The sequence below is a fragment of the Verrucosispora sp. WMMA2121 genome (assembly GCF_027460185.1).
Classification (GTDB): domain Bacteria; phylum Actinomycetota; class Actinomycetes; order Mycobacteriales; family Micromonosporaceae; genus Micromonospora; species Micromonospora palythoicola.
This window is the reverse complement of record NZ_JAPZBH010000006.1, coordinates 825,597-842,602: the sequence shown is the minus strand read 5'-3', so window position 1 is coordinate 842,602 and position 17,006 is coordinate 825,597. Positions and strand designations below refer to the sequence as shown.

General features: G+C 72.3%; 18 protein-coding genes and 1 pseudogene. 13 read left to right on the top strand and 6 right to left on the bottom strand.

Annotation, left to right across the window (positions count from 1 at the left end; genetic code table 11):
• Positions 1-15 precede the first annotated feature (15 nt).
• From trmD to O7605_RS12775, 7 genes and pseudogenes are all read left to right on the top strand, one after another.
• On the top strand, positions 16-789 hold the full coding sequence (gene trmD / locus O7605_RS12805; protein WP_269739394.1) for a tRNA (guanosine(37)-N1)-methyltransferase TrmD: 774 nt from the start codon (positions 16-18) through the stop codon (positions 787-789).
• Positions 790-933: 144 nt separating this feature from the next.
• The gene (rplS, locus tag O7605_RS12800) at positions 934-1,290 is read left to right on the top strand and encodes a 50S ribosomal protein L19 (protein ID WP_093401691.1); all 357 of its coding nucleotides are present in this window, start codon (positions 934-936) and stop codon (positions 1,288-1,290) included.
• Positions 1,291-1,475: 185 nt separating this feature from the next.
• Positions 1,476-2,347 (top strand): annotated as a pseudogene (lepB, locus tag O7605_RS12795) (signal peptidase I).
• Positions 2,348-2,356: 9 nt separating this feature from the next.
• A complete protein-coding gene (gene lepB, locus O7605_RS12790; protein ID WP_269739392.1) occupies positions 2,357-2,992 on the top strand; it encodes a signal peptidase I in 636 nt (211 codons plus the stop codon).
• A gap of 26 nt (positions 2,993-3,018) precedes the next feature.
• Positions 3,019-3,567, top strand: a complete 549-nt coding sequence (locus tag O7605_RS12785) for an NUDIX hydrolase (RefSeq protein WP_443083920.1) — start codon at positions 3,019-3,021, stop codon at positions 3,565-3,567.
• Positions 3,561-4,373 carry a ribonuclease HII gene (locus O7605_RS12780; RefSeq protein WP_269739391.1) on the top strand — a complete coding sequence of 271 codons (813 nt, stop codon included), beginning with the start codon at positions 3,561-3,563 and terminating at the stop codon, positions 4,371-4,373. The genes O7605_RS12785 and O7605_RS12780 overlap by 7 nt, the downstream gene beginning before the upstream one ends.
• Complete coding sequence (locus tag O7605_RS12775) at positions 4,370-4,693, top strand: DUF2469 domain-containing protein (RefSeq protein ID WP_007075222.1); 324 nt, start codon at positions 4,370-4,372, stop codon at positions 4,691-4,693. The genes O7605_RS12780 and O7605_RS12775 overlap by 4 nt, the downstream gene beginning before the upstream one ends.
• A 78-nt stretch (positions 4,694-4,771) precedes the next feature.
• Here the strand turns inward: O7605_RS12775 and O7605_RS12770 are convergent, their stop codons facing one another.
• On the bottom strand, positions 4,772-5,422 hold the full coding sequence (locus O7605_RS12770) for an SAM-dependent methyltransferase (RefSeq protein ID WP_269739389.1): 651 nt from the start codon (positions 5,420-5,422) through the stop codon (positions 4,772-4,774).
• 200 nt (positions 5,423-5,622) lie between these two features.
• On the opposite strand from O7605_RS12770, the gene O7605_RS12765 reads away from it, so the two are divergent.
• A complete protein-coding gene (locus O7605_RS12765; protein ID WP_443083982.1) occupies positions 5,623-6,378 on the top strand; it encodes a peptidoglycan DD-metalloendopeptidase family protein in 756 nt (251 codons plus the stop codon).
• On the opposite strand, the gene O7605_RS12760 is transcribed toward O7605_RS12765, so the two are convergent.
• The 5 genes from O7605_RS12760 to O7605_RS12740 form a co-directional block, all read right to left on the bottom strand.
• Positions 6,266-7,447 (bottom strand): aminotransferase class V-fold PLP-dependent enzyme, encoded by a 1,182-nt coding sequence (locus tag O7605_RS12760; protein WP_269739387.1) that lies wholly within the window; start codon positions 7,445-7,447, stop codon positions 6,266-6,268. The genes O7605_RS12765 and O7605_RS12760 overlap by 113 nt on opposite strands.
• 140 nt (positions 7,448-7,587) lie before the next feature.
• The gene (locus tag O7605_RS12755; RefSeq protein ID WP_443083981.1) at positions 7,588-8,601 is read right to left on the bottom strand and encodes a tyrosine recombinase XerC; all 1,014 of its coding nucleotides are present in this window, start codon (positions 8,599-8,601) and stop codon (positions 7,588-7,590) included.
• Positions 8,602-8,697: 96 nt separating this feature from the next.
• Complete coding sequence (locus O7605_RS12750) at positions 8,698-9,966, bottom strand: DNA-processing protein DprA (RefSeq protein ID WP_269739386.1); 1,269 nt, start codon at positions 9,964-9,966, stop codon at positions 8,698-8,700.
• The gene (locus tag O7605_RS12745; protein WP_269739385.1) at positions 9,963-11,480 is read right to left on the bottom strand and encodes a YifB family Mg chelatase-like AAA ATPase; all 1,518 of its coding nucleotides are present in this window, start codon (positions 11,478-11,480) and stop codon (positions 9,963-9,965) included. Before O7605_RS12745 ends, O7605_RS12750 begins: the two co-directional genes overlap by 4 nt.
• Before the next feature lie 76 nt (positions 11,481-11,556).
• Positions 11,557-11,919 (bottom strand): YraN family protein, encoded by a 363-nt coding sequence (locus O7605_RS12740; RefSeq protein ID WP_269739384.1) that lies wholly within the window; start codon positions 11,917-11,919, stop codon positions 11,557-11,559.
• A gap of 171 nt (positions 11,920-12,090) precedes the next feature.
• Between O7605_RS12740 and O7605_RS12735 the strand changes: the two genes are divergently transcribed.
• The 5 genes from O7605_RS12735 (at position 12,091) to frr (ending at position 16,778) form a co-directional block, all read left to right on the top strand.
• Positions 12,091-13,032 (top strand): hypothetical protein, encoded by a 942-nt coding sequence (locus O7605_RS12735; protein WP_443083919.1) that lies wholly within the window; start codon positions 12,091-12,093, stop codon positions 13,030-13,032.
• Between the two features lie 332 nt (positions 13,033-13,364).
• On the top strand, positions 13,365-14,255 hold the full coding sequence (gene rpsB, locus O7605_RS12730) for a 30S ribosomal protein S2 (RefSeq protein ID WP_269739382.1): 891 nt from the start codon (positions 13,365-13,367) through the stop codon (positions 14,253-14,255).
• Positions 14,256-14,388: 133 nt separating this feature from the next.
• On the top strand, positions 14,389-15,216 hold the full coding sequence (tsf, locus tag O7605_RS12725; RefSeq protein WP_269739381.1) for a translation elongation factor Ts: 828 nt from the start codon (positions 14,389-14,391) through the stop codon (positions 15,214-15,216).
• Positions 15,217-15,372: 156 nt separating this feature from the next.
• Complete coding sequence (pyrH, locus tag O7605_RS12720) at positions 15,373-16,140, top strand: UMP kinase (RefSeq protein WP_093401681.1); 768 nt, start codon at positions 15,373-15,375, stop codon at positions 16,138-16,140.
• 80 nt (positions 16,141-16,220) lie between these two features.
• On the top strand, positions 16,221-16,778 hold the full coding sequence (gene frr / locus O7605_RS12715) for a ribosome recycling factor (RefSeq protein ID WP_093402027.1): 558 nt from the start codon (positions 16,221-16,223) through the stop codon (positions 16,776-16,778).
• The last annotated feature ends 228 nt before the right edge of the window (positions 16,779-17,006 follow it).

The window sequence follows — 17,006 nt, the reverse complement described above, 5'->3', positions numbered from 1 at the left end:
TGGCGGAGCAGCCTGATGCGCGTCGACATCGTGTCGATCTTCCCGGAGTACTTCGCCCCGCTGGACCTGTCGCTGATCGGCCGAGCGCGGGTCAACGGCACGCTGCGGCTGGCCGTACACGATCTGCGGGGCTGGACCCACGACGTGCACCGCACCGTCGACGACACCCCGTACGGCGGCGGACCCGGCATGGTGATGCGGCCGGAGCCGTGGGGCGAGGCGTTGGACGCCCTGGCACCGGCGGAGCTGGCCCCACCACGGCTGCTGGTGCCGTCGCCGGCCGGCGTGCCTTTCACCCAGGCCATGGCCCACGAGCTGGCGGCCGAGCCGCACCTGCTGTTCGCCTGCGGCCGGTACGAGGGCATCGACCAGCGGGTCCTCGACCACGCGGCGACGCGGATGCCGGTCACCGAGGTGAGCCTCGGTGACTATGTGCTCTTCGGCGGCGAGGTCGCGGTGCTGGTGATCCTGGAGGCGGTGACCCGGCTGCTGCCGGGGGTGCTCGGCAACGCCGGTTCGCTGACCGAGGAGTCCCACGCGCACGGGCTGCTGGAGGCGCCGATGTACACCAAGCCGGCGACCTGGCGCGGCCTGCCGGTGCCGGACGTGCTCCGCTCCGGCGACCACGGCCGGATCGCCCGCTGGCGGCGTGACGAGGCGCTGGTCCGCACCGGTCGCCGCCGGCCGGACATGCTCACCGGGCTGGATCCGCAGAGCCTGGATAAACGGGACGTGGCGGCACTGGATCGGGCCGGATTTCAGGTGCCCGGACCGGATGTGGCAAAGTAGGGGGGTTGCCGCAGACGTCCGCGCCCGTGGGCGGCTGCGAGGATCTCCGACCGGGGCCGGTTCGTCCGGCCACCACCCGGGGATCAGTATCACCCATCCGCGCGCCGAGTGACGGTGCGCCGTGAGCCTCACGAGGACACAGCGATGAACATCCTGGACGCCCTTGACGCCCAGTCGAAGCGCACCGACCTGCCCGACTTCCGTGCCGGTGACACCGTCAAGGTGCACGCCCGGGTGGTCGAGGGGGCCCGGTCCCGGGTCCAGATCTTCCAGGGCGTCGTCATCCGCCGCCAGGGTGCCGGGCTGCGCGAGACCTTCACCGTCCGCAAGCTCAGCTTCGGCGTCGGCGTCGAGCGGACCTACCCGATCAACAGCCCGGCGATCGACCGGATCGAGGTCGTGGTTCGCGGTGACGTCCGCCGGGCCAAGCTCTACTACCTGCGTGAGCTGCGGGGCAAGAAGGCCAAGATCAAGGAGCTGCGCGAGAAGCAGCCGAGCTGATCTCGTACCGCGCCACGCCGCCCGAGCTGCGCGTATGCCGTACCGGCCAGTCCGCACTACCCTGGTCGTACGGGCGCAGCGCGGCGGTGACCCGCCTCCTGTGTGGCGGGTGACCTCCACTACCGCCCGGGGAGCCTCGACGAGGTTCCCGGGCGGTAGTTGTTTCTGCGGACCGGGGAGTGAGCGTGGTACAGGCGCTTGACGACAGCGGCGCGGCCGATCCGTGGCGCCGGCGTACCCGGCGCGGTAAGCGGCAGATGCCACTTTGGCAGGAGTTGCCGCTGCTGCTCATCGTCGCCTTCTGCCTGGCGGTGCTGATCCGTACCTTCCTGCTCCAGGCGTTCTTCATCCCCTCCGGGTCGATGGAGGACACCCTGCTCGTCGGCGATCGGGTCGTGGTCAACAAGGTCGTCTACAACGTCCGGAACCCACAGCGCGGCGAGGTCGTGGTCTTCCGGGGGACCGACCAGTGGGTTCCGCAGGTGGACGTGCAGCCGCCCACCAGCTTCGCCGACAAGCTCGGCCGCACCGTCGGCGATCTGATCGGCGTCGGTCGGCCCGGGGAGAAGGACTTCATCAAGCGTGTCATTGCGCTGCCCGGGGACCGGGTGAGCTGCTGTGACGACCAGGGACGGGTGCTGGTCAACGGCACCCCGTTGGACGAGTCGGCGTACGTGCTGCGCGACTCGCCGCTCGATCTCCCGCCGAATCCGCAGGAGTGCCGCTCCCGCCGGTTCGAGGAGATCGTGGTCCCGCCCGGTCAGATGTTCGTCCTCGGCGACCACCGGCAGGTCTCGCAGGATGCCCGGTGCCAGGGCACGGTGCCGATCGACAACGTGGTCGGGCGGGCGTTCGCGGTGGTCTGGCCGTCCGACCGGTGGCATTCGCTGCCGATCCCCGACACCTTCGCCACCGTCGCACCGCCACCCACCGCCGGCGGCGGCGCGGCCCCGGTACGCCCCGACCCCGACGGAGGTGTCGTCCTGCTGATCCCGATTGCGGCCACACTTTCCGTTCTCGCGCGTTCCGGACGGTGGCGCTCGGTCGGGCAACGTAGGCTCCTCCCGTGATTGACGAGCAGACCGACAAGCCGCGCCACTCCTTCTGGAAGGAACTGCCCATCCTGCTCGGGGTGGCGATCCTGGTCGCGGTACTGGTACGTGCCTTCGTACTGCAGACCTTCTTCATCCCCTCGCCGTCGATGGAGAACACTCTCAAGATCGACGATCGGGTACTTGTCAACAAACTCGTCTACCACACCCGTTCGCCGCACCGCGGCGAAGTGATCGTCTTCAAGGCGCCGCTGGAGTGGAGTGGCAATCCGGCGGGGGAGGACTTCATCAAGCGGGTGATCGGTGTCGGCGGCGACCGGGTGGTCTGCTGCGACGACCAGGACCGCCTGCTGATCAACGGAACCCCGCTCGACGAGCCGTACATCTTCTCGGTCGACGGGCAACGGGACAAGCCGGCGGACCAGGAGTTCGACGTGCAGGTGCCCGAGGGTCGGCTCTGGGTCATGGGTGATCACCGGTCCGCCTCCGGTGACTCGCTGGAGCACTACCAGCAGTCCGGGCAGAACGTCGAGGCCGCCACCATCCCCGAGGACGACGTGGTGGGGCGCGCCTTCACCATCTTCTGGCCGTTCGACCGGGCGAGGATCCTGACCGTGCCGGACGAGTTCGAGGCCATCCCGAGTTCCTGACCAGGGCCGGCGCGGTCGGTGAGCGGGTGCCCACCCGTCCCGGACAGCGCGGCGTGGGCGACGTCGTGGGCATCTGGCAGTCTGGTGCGGTGACCGTCTACACCCCGAGGTGTGCCGCTCGCGTCCTGCTTGTCGACGCGGCCGGCCGGTTGCTGCTGTTCCGCGGCTTCGACCCCGCCCGTCCGGAACACGGCCGGTGGTGGGTCACCCCGGGCGGAGGAGTCGACCCGGGGGAGACGTACGCCGAGGCCGCGATCCGCGAGCTGGCCGAGGAGACCGGGCTCCGGGTGAGCGTGGCCGAGGTCGGTCAACCGGTGCACGCCGACGTCACCGAGTTCTCCTTCGGCGGCGTCTGGTACCGGCAGGAGCAGCAGTTCTTCCTGGTCCGGGTGACGGCGCACGAGGTCGACACGGCGGGGTTCAGCGAGCTGGAGCGGGGCAGCGTCGACGATCACCGGTGGTGGTCGGCGGACGAGTTGCGGGGCACCCGGGAGCGCTGCTACCCAGCTGACCTTGCCGAGGTTCTGGCCCGCGCGTTGGGCACGACGGCTGTCATCGAGGGACGGGCATGCTGACTCCACCACGCACCGTGGTACGCCGGGAGGCCGGGCTCTACGCGTTGGAGCGGGCCCTGCAACGGCGCGGCTTCCGGCATGTCGCCGGTGCCGACGAGGCTGGCCGCGGTGCCTGCGCGGGGCCGTTGGTCGCCGCCGCCGTGGTGCTGCCGGAGGGCCGGCGAGGCGAGATCGACGGGCTGGCCGACTCCAAGTTGCTGACCCCGGCGAGTCGGGAACGGATCCACGACGAGGTCGTCGAGCGCGCGTTGGCGTACGCGGTGGTGGTCGTCCCGGCCGACGAGGTCGACGCCCGCGGGCTGCACGTGTGCAACCTGGCCGCGATGCGCCGAGCGCTGGCGTCGCTCGCGGTCCGGCCGGAGTATGTCCTGACCGACGGGTTCGGCGTGGACGGCCTGGGTGCGCCCGGGCTCGCGGTGTGGAAGGGCGACCGGGTGGCCGCCTGCGTGGCGGCGGCGAGCGTGCTGGCGAAGGTCACCCGGGACCGGATCATGGTTGACCTGGACGCCGAGCATCCCGGCTACGGATTCGCCGAGCACAAGGGGTACATCACCGCGGAGCACACCGCCGCACTGCGGGAGCGCGGGCCGTGTCGGGAGCACCGTTACTCGTACGTCAACGTGGCCGCCGTCTCCGGGCTCGACGGCCGGCCACCCCGCTCGCGGCGACCGCTCGGCGCAAGCCGGGACGAGCCGATGGGGCGCTCGGGCGCCGTAGGGGGTACCGTCGGCGTGGCGTTGGGCGAGCAGCCTCGGCCTCCGGCGCCGGTGGGGGAAGATGTGGTCATGGAAGGCGGAGTGCGATGAGCGCGGAAGATCTCGAGAAGTACGAGACCGAGATGGAGCTCCAGCTCTACCGGGAGTACCGCGACATCGTCCGTCAGTTCTCCTACGTGGTGGAGACCGAACGTCGTTTCTACCTCGCCAACCAGGTCGACCTGCACGTCCGCAACTCCGACGGCGAGGTCTACTTCGAGGTGGAGATGCACGACGCCTGGGTCTGGGACATGTACCGTCCGGCCCGGTTTGTGAAGAATGTCCGGGTGATGACGTTCAAGGACGTGAACGTGGAGGAGCTGGAGAAGCCGGACATCTCCCTGCCCGCCGACTCCGGCTTCGGCGGCTGACCCCGGGTACCGCCGCAGCAGCGACGGAGGCCCCCACCCACCGCGCGTCCGGCGTCCACAGTGCACCCCGTTGTTTCGTCAGTGCCCGGCGGCCTCCGGCCGCCCGACGAACTCGAACATCGTCGCGCCGGCCGGCCGCTGTCGCGGCGGACCGAGTAGCCGGTGCGCGCCCACGCCGACCCCCTCCGCCGGGGTGCTGACCGTGATCTGCTCGAACCCTTCCGCGACGAACCAGTCGCAGATCGTCGGTACCAGGTCCGGCTCCCATCGCCCCCGGGTCCAGACGACGGTACCGCCGGTGGCGCAGAGCCAGGCGCAGTGGCCCACCATCGCGCGGACGTCGGCATCGGAGATGTTGCCGAAGATGCCGCAGGCCAGCACCAGGTCGGCCGGGACCATCCCGACGTAGGCGTCGCTGTCGGCCGCGTCGCCGCACCTCACCTCGACCCCGGACAGTCCCGCCTCGCGGACGGCGGCGCGGGCCAGTTCCACGTTGCGGGGCTCCTGCTCGACCAGCAGGGCGGTCACGTCACCGCCGCGTGGGTGGGTCGCCAGCACGGGGATGAGATCCCGGCCCTGCCCGGCGCAGAGGCTGACCGCCCGCAGCGGGCCGGCCGCCGCCTCGTCCAGGGCGGTGCCGATCCGCCGGCGCACCTCGGTCAGCCGCCGCGACAGCGACGAATCCGGGTCCTCGTAGTGGTGGTGCCAGGCGTACCAGTCGCGGGTCACGTCCCGAGCGTAGGCGACGATCGCCCATAGCAGATCGACCAGTGCGTGCGTGGACTGTCCACAGGACGCCCGGTCGTCCACAGATCTGCCGCCCGGGGCGGTGGACTTCGGCGGGCCCGGTCAGGCTCGACGGCATGTCTCCACGGATGTCGATACTCGGCGGAGTCACGACGCTCCTGCTGCTGGCCCCCACCGGACCGATGGGTGGTGCGGCCGGGGCACGTGGTGGGTCGCCCTCGCCGGCCGCGCCGGATGCTCGGCCGTTCCCGCCGGCCGCGCCGTTCCCGCCGGCCGCGCCGAGCGGCTGGTCGCGCCCGGTGGCTTCACCGCAGGCGGGGGGCACCCCGGGCACCGTTGGCGGGCCGTTGCGGTGGCCGGTCGAGGGGGTGCCGCAGCTCGGCGGAAGCGGGCGGTTCAGATGGCCGGTCGACGGGATGCCACGGCCGGTTCGCCGGTTCGACCCGCCGCCCCGGCCGTGGCTGGCCGGTCACCGGGGGATCGACCTGCTCGCCCCGGCCGCCGCCACGATCCGGGCGGCCGGCGCCGGCACGGTCCTGTTCGCCGGCGTGGTCGCCGACCGGCCGGTGGTCACCGTGGGCCACGCCGACGGCCTACGGACCACGTACGAACCGGTCCGACCGACCGTCACGGTGGGCACGGTGGTGTCGGCCGGTGCGCCCCTGGGCACGTTGCTGCCCGGGCACGCCGGCTGTCCGGGCAGCGCGTGCCTGCACTGGGGACTGCGCCGGGGGGAGGACTACCTCGACCCGCTCGCCCTGCTCGGTCTCGGACGGGTTCGACTGCTGCCCGTCGGCGACCTCGTCGTCGCCGCGGTGCGTCCGCTCACCGCTGGGCGAGCAGACCGGGCAGCCCGACCGCGAGTCGCTGGTACTCCTCGGGCGTGTTGTAGACCTGGCCGCACAACCGCAGCCAGCCGCGGCCGTCCCAGGTCGTGACGGCGACCTGGGCACCGAGCCGCTCCGCGATCCGGGACTGCAACGCCCGGGCACCGTCCAGGGTCGTGGCGAGCCCCGCCGGCAACGGAACGAGTCGCATGGCGACCGTCGGTCCGCCCGGGTCGGGCAGGTCGGCCGGTGGCACGCCGAGCGCGTCCCCCACCACCCGTTGCCCGTACGCGGCCAGTCCGGCGTTGTGCCCACGTACCCGGTCGACGCCGAGGCTGCGCAGTGTGTAGAGCCCGGCCGGTGCGCTCAACCAGGCCGTGTAGTCCGAGGTGGCCTGCCACTCCAGGCGGGCCGGGAAGCCCGAGTCCTGTTCCCAGGAGACGACAAGTGGCTCGATCCGGTCCCGCCACCGGGTCGCCACCACCAGCACGGCGGTGCCGCGCGGCGCGTACCCCCACTTGTGCAGGTTGCCCACCCAGAAGTCGGCGCCGATGCTGCACACCGACGCCGGCAGCATGCCGGGAGCGTGTGCGGCGTCGACAAGCACCGGCACGCCGTGCTCACCGGCCACCCCGACGATCGCGGCGACCGGGAACAGCCGGGCCGTCGCCGAGGTGAGCTGGTCGACCACCAGCAGTCGGGTCCGGCCGGGCCGCAGCCCGTTCCGGACGACCTGCACCACCTCGTCGTCGGTGGCGGTCAGCGGCACCCGCAGGACCCGGTGCGTGGCCCCGGTGCGGCGGCATTCCCGGCGGACGGAGTAGGCCACGGCACCGTAGCCGTGGTCGGTGGTGAGCACCTCGTCACCAGACCGCAGCCCCAGGGACTGGAGCACCACGGCGGCGCCGGTGGTGGCATTGGTGGTCAGGGCGGTGCCGTCGGGATCGGCACCGAGGAAACCCGCCAGGTGCCGGCGAGTGTGCGCGATCCGGTCGACCAGGCCCTGCGTGAAGAACCGCAGCGGGTCGGCCTCCATCTCGTCGCGTAGCCGTTGCTGGGCGCGCTGCGCCACGATCGGCACCGCCCCGAACGAGCCGTGGTTGAGGTGGCTGACCGCCGGGTCCAGAGAGAAGAGCAGACGGGCGCCCGTGATCGGCTCGGGCGGCGGCGGGACGCTCACCCGATGATCGTAGCCGTCGGGCTCGGTGTGTCCGGGGTGCTGCCGCCGTCACCGGTCAGGATGCAGAGCAGCCGTCACGTCAGGGACGGCGTCCCGCCGCCGGGAGGTCGTGCGTGACCCGATGGCCGTGCCGCCTACCGTCAGGCGCGCGGGTGGGCCTGGCGGTAGGCGGCCCGGAGCCGTTCCACCGAGACATGCGTGTAGATCTGGGTGCTGGCCAGCGAGGAGTGCCCCAGCAGTTCCTGCACCGCCCGCAGGTCCGCGCCGCCTTCGAGCAGGTGGGTCGCGGCGGTGTGGCGCAGCGCGTGCGGGCTGGTCCGGGGCAGCCCCGCGGCCTCGGCGTGATCGCCGACGATCCGACGAGCCATGGTCGGATGCAGCCGGCCACCCCGGGCGCCGAGCAGCAGCGCGTCCCGGGATTCGGGGACCGCCAGCACCGGCCGCCCGTGCCGTAGCCAGTCGTCGAGGGCGCGTTGCGCCGGCAGGCCGTACGGCACCGTCCGCTCCCGCCCGCCCTTGCCACGTACCCGGACCACCCGCCGATCCTGGTCGACGTCGGCCGTGTCGATCCCGCACACCTCGCTGACCCGTACCCCGGTGCCGTAGAGCAGTTCGAGCAGTACCCGGTCGCGCAGCCGTACCGCCTCGACGGCGACGGACGGGTCGTCGGCTGACGGCGGGGGATCGGCGACGGCTGCCGGCCCGCCGGAGACGGTTGTGGCCGCGGGGTGGGCGGGCCTCTCGACGAGCAGGGTCGCCTGCTCGGGACGGAGCACCGTGGGAAGTGTCCGGCGCGGTCGGGGACTGGCCAGCGTGGCGGCGACGTCCGTGGGCAGCAACCCGTGCCGGTGCGCCCAGGCGCTGAAGGTGCGGGCCGCGGCGGCCCGGCGGGCCAGCGAGGTGCGGGCAGCGCCGGTGGTGCGCTGCCGGGCCAGCCAACTGCGTACCGTGTCGAGGCTCAGGTCGGCCACCTCGGTGCAGCCCATCCGCCCAGCATGATCCAACAGCGACACCAGATCGCCGACGTACGCCCGCACCGTGTGTGCCGAACGGTTGCGGACCGAGGCCAGGTATCCCGCGAACTCGTCCACCGCGTCCCGCAGTGGTGCCGGCAGCGCGTCGTGCATCGCCTGGGTGCCGTTGGCGGCGGGCACGTGCCCGCCCATCCCGCCCATCCTGCCCACGAGATCCACCCTACGGTCGGCCTGCCCGGACGGCGAACAGGTGGCCCGCCAGACGGCACCCCTTGATCAGGCGGAAGGTGGGACGTCACCGCCGATCGGCCTGCTGACCGGCGCGACCGGGCCGCGCTGGGCCGGCGTGCTCGGGCCGGGCTGGGCCGGCGTGCTCGGTCGGCCCGGCGGGACCAGGGCGTAGCCGCCCTCCCGGCGTACCACCAGGGCCAACTCCTCCAACAGCGGTAGTTTGCGCAGCACCGTGCGAACGGCAAGACCCGCCCGCACGGCGAGGCCGTCCACATCGACACGACCGCGTCGCGGCATCGCCTCCACGATCGACCGGGCGTCGTCGTCGAGCAGGTCGGTGGGGCGTTGGGGCCCGCGCGGCACCGGGGCCAACTCGCCGATCCGACCCACCTCCTCCAGCACGTGGGCCAGGCCGGTCACCAGTCGCGCCTCCGGGTGCTCCCGAAGCATCTCGTGGGCACCGACCGACATGGCCGACGTGACCGGGCCCGGCACCACCATCGCCGGTCGACCCAGGGCGATGGCCCGTCGGGTGGTCTGCGTGGCGCCGCTGCGGGCTGCGGCCTCGACCAGCACCGTGCCCCGGGTGCCCGCCGCGATCACCCGGTTGCGGATGAGGAAACGGGGACGCAGCGGCTCGGCGCCGGGCGGCCACTCGCTGACCAGCAGACCGGTGTCGGCGATCCGGTCGAACAGCGCCGCGTTGCCCATCGGGTACGCGCGGTCCACCCCGCAGGCGAGCACCGCGACAGTGCGCCCACCGGCGTTCAGCGCCCCACGGTGCGCGGCGGCGTCGATGCCGAACGCGCCGCCGGAGACGACGGTCCAGTCCCGGTCGGCCAGGCCGTAACCCAGATCGGTCGCGACGTGGGTGCCGTACGCCGTGGCGGCCCGAGACCCGACCACCGCCACGGACCGGTCCAGCGCCTCCGCCAGTGGCCACGAGCCGCGTACCCAGAAGCAGAGCGGCGGTGCGGTCTCGACATCCACCCGGCGGCGGGTGTCGGACAGGCGGAGCGTACGCAGCTGTTCCACCGTCGCCGGCCATTCGTCGTCGCCGGGGATGACGACCCGGACACCGAGGCGCTCGGCGCGGTGCAGGGCCGTGGCGGCGATCACCCTGGCGTCACCACCCCGGCTGCGCGCCGCCACCGACTCGCGCAGCGCCTGCTGGGGTGCTCCGCCGTCCAGCAGCAGGTCCAGCGCGCCCACCGGGCCGAACTCGTCGACCAGCGCGTGCACCGACCGGGTGCCCGGCTCGGCCAGCCAGGTCAACGCCACCCGTGCCAGGGTCAACTCCTCATGGCTGCTCATGTGCCCTCTCCCGTCCTGAGCGTGATGGCCTCGCCGACGTCTCCTGCGTCCGGCCGGGCCCGCCCGTCGAGGTCGGCGATCGTCCAGGCGAGTCGGACGACCCGGTCGAAGCCACGGGCGGAGAGCGAACCGGAGTCGAGCCGGGCCCGCAGATCGGCGGTGACGCGGCCGGGCAGCCGCCACGGCGCCCGACGTAGCTGCGGGCCGGGTATCTCGGCGTTGAGCCGCCGACCCAGCGGTGCCCAACGTGCGGCCGCCGCCGCACGCGCCGCCACCACCCGCCCGGCGACCACCGTGGAGGATTCGTGACTGGTCGACTCCATCAGCTCGGCGGCGCGCATCGGAGGCAGCCGCACCTGGAGATCGATCCGGTCGAGCAGCGGACCGGAGAGCCGGCCGAGGTAACGACGGCGGGCCTGCGGGGCACACTCGCAGCGGTCGTCGCCGGCCGGGTTCGCACACGGACACGGGTTGGCCGCGAGGACCAGCTGGGCGCGGGCCGGATATTCGGCGCTGCCCCGGCTACGGGTCAACAGCACCCGGCCGTGCTCCAACGGCTGACGCAGCGCCTCCAGCGCGGCCTTGCTGAACTCCGGTGCCTCGTCCATCAGCAGTACCCCCCGGTGGGCGAGCGAGATCGCACCGGGGCGGGCCAGCCCGGATCCGCCACCGACGATCGAGGGGACGGTCGCGGTGTGATGAGGTGCCTGGAACGGCGGACGCCGGATCAACCGGCCACCCGCCGGCAACAGGCCGGCGATCGAGTGCAGGGCGGTGACCTCCAGGGCCGCTTCGTCGTCCAGTTCCGGCAGGATCGACGGCAGGCGTTCGGCGAGCATCGTCTTGCCCGCTCCCGGAGGCCCGATCAGCGCCAGGTGGTGCCCACCGGCCGCGGCGATCTCCAGCGCCCGTCGACCCAGCCCCTGCCCGGCCACCTCGGCCAGGTCGGGCCCGGGTGCGGGCGGCGGCGGAGCGTCGACCGGTGGCTCGATCAGCGGTCGGCCGTCGCGGACGAAGGCGACCAGCCGGTGCAGGGTGTCGACGCCGCGGACCAGCAGGCCGGGCACGACCGCCGCCTCGGCGGTGTTGCCGGCCGGGACGATCACCCGCCGGATGCCGGCCTTCGCCGCCGCGGCGACCATCGGCAGTACGCCCCGGACCGGTCGCACGGTGCCGTCCAGGCCCAGCTCCCCGAGCACCGCCACGCCGTCCAGCGGCAGCAGCGGAAGCTCGCCGGAGCCGCCGAGCAGCGCCACCGCGATCGCCAGGTCGAACGCCGAACCGAATTTGGGCAGGGTGGCCGGTAGCAGGTTGAGGGTGATCCGGCGGTTCGGCCACCGTTGGCCGGAGTTGACCAACGCGGCCCGGACCCGGTCGCGCGCCTCGTGCAGGGCGGTGTCGGGCAGGCCGGAGATCGCCACTCCGGGCAGGCCGGCGGCGAGGTCCACCTCCACCTCCACCAGCTGCCCGGTCACTCCGACCAGACCGACGCAGAGCACCCGGGCGTAACTCACCGCGTCACCTCGGCGCTTGCGGTGCCGCGACACGGCCCCAACGCACCGGGCCGACCGGTCCGGCCGCTGCGCCCGCTCACCGGAAGGCGTCCTTGACGTGCTCGACCCGCGCCCGGCCGAGGCGGGGCAGCAGTACCGAGATGACGTCGAAGCGCACCTCGTCGGCGGTGGTGCCGGTGGCGGCGAGCCAGGCGGCCGCAAGCCCCCGCAGCCGGCGGGCCTTGCGCGGCACCACCGCCTCGGCGGGGCTGCCGAAGGTGGCGGTCCGCCGCGTCTTCACCTCGCAGAAGGCGAGCACCGGCCCGTCCCAGGCGATGATGTCGATCTCTCCGGTGCGGCAGCGCCAGTTGCGGGCCACCGGGCGTAGTCCCTCCTCGATGAGGTGCCGCACGGCGCAGCGTTCCCCGTAACCGCCGATCGCCTGGTTCCGCTTGGTCATGACCGGCACACTGCTCCGGGCCGGGACTCGCGGCGACCCCGCCGTGGTGGCCTGTGGACGACCGAGGGTGTTGTGGACGACCGGACGATCATGCCCCGGATGTGCTAGCGCGACCTTTTTGGGCTGGTCAGGTGCGGGGTCGAATGGCGTACCAACCGCCTGTCGCATACGGTGCCGGGCGTGGACGGACGACGCAGTTTCGCCGACGACCAGGAGCCCCGCTGGTATCCGGGCGACCATGACCGTGGCTACACCGACCCGCAGTGGCGTCCGGCGGGAGAGGGGCGCCACCCCGGCGACGAGCCCCGCGCGGTACCCGAGCAGCGCGGTGACGACGACGACCGGTACGGCTCACCGCGGCGGGCGGCACTGACGGACCCGCTCGGCGACGTGGCGGGGGAGCCCGAGCGCTACCGGGCGTCGCGTTCCCGCCGAACGGAACCGGCGGGACCGGACGTCTCCGGTGAACTGCCGGTCGACCGCCCGGGCCGGCGTGCCGCTTACGAGGTGGGCCCGACCAGCGGCGGAGCGCCGTTGTCCACGGATCCGACCCGCGCCGTGCTGGCCGGATACCCGATCGTCGAGGCCAAGCGCGGCCCGGAGGCGACCAACCCGCTGGAACAGCCGACCGGTCCGGTGCCGTCGGTGGCACCCCGGACGGAACCGCCGGTGGGCGAGGCCCCGCCCGGTCCCGCCGACGCCGTGACCGGTCACCCGGCTGGCCATCCGGCAGCGGGTCACCCGATCCTCGGTCACCCGACATCTGGTCACCCGACGGGCGGCGTCCAGCCAGGGGTGCCGGCCGGGGACGGTGTCTACCGGACGCGGCGGCCGGTGCTCGCGGTGCTCTTCGCGGCGCTGGTCGTGATCTTCGAGGTGCCGGCGGCGCGGGTGCTGCTGCACGGCGCGACCGCCGATCCGGTTGCCGCCGGGGACGTGCTGGCCGGCACGTTTCTGGTCTGTGGGCTGCCGATCTTCGCGGCCGGCCTCTACGGGCTGCGGACGACCGGGTTCTCGCTGATCGACGGCGCCCGGGGCTGGCTGCGACCGCCGACGGCCTACCTCACGGTCGGCCTGGCGCTCTTCCTGGTGGCCGCGCTCGCCGCCGGCTGAGGATGGTCGGGCCACCGGCTGCGCGTCGCCGAGGCGGCGGGACGTAGCCGGCGGCGGCCGGTGGCCTGGCCGCCGGTGGCGGCACCCGGGTCGGCCGCCGTGGAGCGGAGTCTCACCGCACCCGGGCGTGGCACGGTCGGGAGAGCGCGTACACTGGTCAACCGGCGACCGCCTCGTGCGGTCGACCTCGCGTGCCCTCCTCACGAGTCGTCGTGCGGCGGCGGCCTCCCTGGTCCCGACCCCGGTCGGGCCCACCATGGTCGACGACCGGGCACCAGGACGCCCGGCCGCCGGCCGGGCGGGACAACCAGGGACCGCAAGGAGTACGAATCATGGCCGTCGTGACCATGCGTCAGCTGCTGGAGAGTGGTGTTCACTTCGGGCACCAGACCCGGCGGTGGAACCCGAAGATGAAGCGTTTCATCTTCACCGAGCGCAACGGCATCTACATCATCGACCTGCGCCAGACCCTCGACTACATCGAGAAGGCGTACGACTTCGTGCGCAACACGGTGGCCGAGGGCGGCAGCATCCTGTTCGTCGGCACGAAGAAGCAGGCGCAGGAGGCGATCGCCGAGCAGGCGACCCGCGTCGGCCAGCCGTACGTCAACCACCGCTGGCTCGGCGGCATGCTCACCAACTTCCAGACGGTGTACAAGCGGCTGCAGCGGATGAAGGAGCTGGAGGCCCTCGGTGACCTCAGCGGCACCGCCGCCGGCTACACCAAGAAGGAGACCCTGCAGCTCTCCCGCGAGAAGATCAAGCTGACCCGCACCCTGGGCGGCCTGCGGGACATGCAGAAGCTCCCGGCCGCGGTCTGGGTGGTCGACACCAAGAAGGAGCACATCGCCGTCGACGAGGCCCGCAAGCTGGGCATCCCGGTGATCGCCGTGCTCGACACCAACTGCGACCCGGACGAGGTCGACTTCCCGATCCCGGGTAACGACGACGCGATCCGCTCGGCCGAGCTGCTGACCAAGGTCGTCGCCGCCGCCGTGGCCGATGGCCTGATCGCCCGCTCCGGTCGTCGCCGGGGCGGCGACGAGAAGCCGGAAGCGGGTGTCGCCACCGACGAGCCGCTGGCCGAGTGGGAGCGCGAGCTGCTCGAGGAGCCGAAGAAGGCCGACGAGCAGCAGCCGGCCGCTGAGCAGCCGGCCGCCGAGCAGCAGCCGGCCGCCGAGCAGCCCGCGGCCGAGCAGCCGGCCGCCGTCTCCGGCCAGTGACCGTACCGCCGTCCGGTCACCGCCCGTTCCACGGACGGTGACCGGCGGCAGGTAGACCGGGCACGAACCTCTCGGAACCGGGTAATCGTCACCTCAGACCATTCCACGCAGTCTCAACACCGAAGAGAGAGCCATGTCCCAGATCACCGCCGCGGACGTCAAGAAGCTCCGCGACCTGACCGGCGCCGGCATGATGGACAGCAAGAAGGCGCTGACCGAGGCCGAGGGCGACTTCGACAAGGCCGTCGAGATCCTGCGCGTCAAGGGCGCCAAGGACGTCGGCAAGCGGGCCGGCCGGACCGCTGCGAACGGTCTGGTTGCGCACTCCGGCAAGGCGCTGCTCGAACTCAACTGCGAGACCGACTTCGTCGCCAAGAACGACAACTTCATCGCGCTGGCGCAGCAGCTCGTCGAGCACGGCGAGCGGGCCGGCGTCGGCAACGCAGCGGAGCTGCTCGCTACCGAGATCGACGGCCGCACCGTCGCCGACCTGGTCCAGGAGCAGTCCGCCAAGATCGGCGAAAAGCTGGTGCTCAACCGGTTCGCCAAGCTCGACGGCAACGTCGCGGTCTACCTGCACCGCAAGGCGCAGGACCTGCCCCCGGCGGTCGGCGTGCTGGTGCAGTACACCGGCAAGGCCGACGAGGCGGGCGACGCCGATGCGCGCGGCGCGGCGATGCAGATCACCGCGATGCGGCCGCAGTACCTCACCCGCGACGAGGTGCCGGCCGAGGTCGTCGAGTCCGAGCGGCGCATCGCCGAGCAGACCGCCCGCGAGGAGAACAAGCCCGAGGCCGCGCTGCCGAAGATCGTCGAGGGCCGGGTCAACTCCTTCTTCAAGGACTTCGTCCTGCTGGAGCAGTCCTCGGTGACCGACAACAAGAAGACGGTGAAGCAGGTGCTGGCCGAGGCGGGCATCGAGGTCACCGGTTTCGTGCGGTTCGAGGTCGGCCAGGCCTGAGCCGGCTCGGGGCGTACCGCGCCCCGTGGGCTGGGAGCAACGACGAGACGAGGAGGCCGCCGGTGTACGCGACACACACCGCGGCCTCCTCGTCCCATAAGGTCGGCAGCGGCAGGTACGCGCACCTGAGCGCGCCAGTGGGGGAAGGACGGGCGGATGACGCAGGTTGTGAGTGACCGGACGTTGGCGGCGGACGATCCGACGGCACCACCGCCCGGCCGGGCCCGGCGGGTGGTGTTGAAGCTGTCCGGCGAGGTGTTCGGTGGCGGCGCGATCGGTGTCGATCCGGACGTCGTGCAGGCCATCGCCCGGCAGATCGCCACCGTGGTGCGCCGGGGTGTGCAGGTCTCCGTGGTGGTCGGCGGCGGCAACTTCTTCCGGGGCGCCGAGTTGCAGAAGCGGGGCATGGACCGGGCCCGGGCCGACTACATGGGCATGCTCGGCACGGTCATGAACTGCCTGGCCCTCCAGGACTTCCTGGAGAAGGAGGGCATCGAGACCCGGGTGCAGAGCGCCATCACGATGGCCCAGGTGGCCGAGCCGTACATCCCGCTGCGGGCGATCCGGCACCTGGAGAAGGGCCGGGTGGTCATCTTCGGCGCCGGCGCGGGCATGCCGTACTTCTCCACCGACACGGTCGCCGCCCAGCGCGCACTGGAGATCCACGCGGACGTCGTGCTGATGAGCAAGAACGGCGTGGACGGCGTCTACACGGCCGATCCCCGGATCGATCCGACCGCCAGCAAGTTCGACTCGATCACCTTCTCCGAGGTGCTGCGTCGCAACCTCCGGGTCGCCGACGCGGCAGCCTTCAGCCTCTGCATGGAGAACGGCCTGCCGATGCTGGTCTTCGGCGCGCAGGGCGACGACACCATCGTCCGGGCCGTGGGTGGCGACAAGATCGGCACGCTGATCACCACCTGAGCCGACCGCCGACGGCGATCTCGGCGGTCCCGGTGACCCGACAAGCCCACGACGAGCACAAGAAGGAGGCGAGGAGACCGGTGATCGACGACACCCTCCTCGAGGCCGAGGAGAAGATGGAGCGTGCGGTCGAGCACGCCAAGGAGGAGTTCGGCGCCATCCGCACCGGTCGCGCCACTCCGGCCATGTTCTCCAAGGTCATCATCGACTACTACGGCAGCCCGACCCCGCTGACGCAGATGGCGTCGGTGGCCGTTCCCGAGCCGCGGATGGCCATCATCAAGCCGTACGACAACTCGCAGATCAATGCGATGGAGAAGGCGATCCGGGACTCGGACCTCGGGGTCAACCCGAACAACGAGGGCAACCAACTGCGCATCCTGCTCCCGCAGATGACCGAGGAGCGCCGCCGGGACATGATCAAGGTGGCCCGGCACAAGGGTGAGGAGGCGAAGGTCGCCATCCGCAACATCCGCCGTAAGGGCAAGGAGGAGCTGGACCGGCTCGTCAAGGACGGCGAGGTCGGCGAGGACGAGGGCCGGCGTGCGGAGAAGGAACTGGACGACCTGACCCAGCGCTACGTCTCGCACGTCGACGAGTTGGTCAAGCACAAGGAGTCCGAGCTCCTGGAAGTCTGACGCCGAGGCCACCACCTGTTTGATCATGAAGTTGTCGCCCCCGCCACCGGCGTGGCGTGGTGACAACTTCATGATCAGGGCTGCGGGAGCGGGCACCGGTACGTCCTGCCGGGCGGGCGGGTGCAGTAGGCTCGGCACGATTCCCGGTGACCCGACGGTGAACGGTGGGGATCGGCCAGCCGACAGGCCGGCACATAGACGGAGCGTCTCGCGCGGGTAGGGGATGGT

Coding starts and splice junctions, on each gene's coding strand:
- O7605_RS12775 (WP_007075222.1), top strand. CDS start 4,370: ATGAGCGCGGAAGATCTCGAGAAGTACGAGACCGAGATGGAGCTCCAG.
- rplS (WP_093401691.1), top strand. CDS start 934: ATGAACATCCTGGACGCCCTTGACGCCCAGTCGAAGCGCACCGACCTG.
- pyrH (WP_093401681.1), top strand. CDS start 15,373: ATGACGCAGGTTGTGAGTGACCGGACGTTGGCGGCGGACGATCCGACG.
- tsf (WP_269739381.1), top strand. CDS start 14,389: ATGTCCCAGATCACCGCCGCGGACGTCAAGAAGCTCCGCGACCTGACC.
- O7605_RS12740 (WP_269739384.1), bottom strand. CDS start 11,919: ATGACCAAGCGGAACCAGGCGATCGGCGGTTACGGGGAACGCTGCGCC.
- trmD (WP_269739394.1), top strand. CDS start 16: ATGCGCGTCGACATCGTGTCGATCTTCCCGGAGTACTTCGCCCCGCTG.
- O7605_RS12750 (WP_269739386.1), bottom strand. CDS start 9,966: ATGAGCAGCCATGAGGAGTTGACCCTGGCACGGGTGGCGTTGACCTGG.
- O7605_RS12780 (WP_269739391.1), top strand. CDS start 3,561: ATGCTGACTCCACCACGCACCGTGGTACGCCGGGAGGCCGGGCTCTAC.
- rpsB (WP_269739382.1), top strand. CDS start 13,365: ATGGCCGTCGTGACCATGCGTCAGCTGCTGGAGAGTGGTGTTCACTTC.
- O7605_RS12765 (WP_443083982.1), top strand. CDS start 5,623: ATGGGTGGTGCGGCCGGGGCACGTGGTGGGTCGCCCTCGCCGGCCGCG.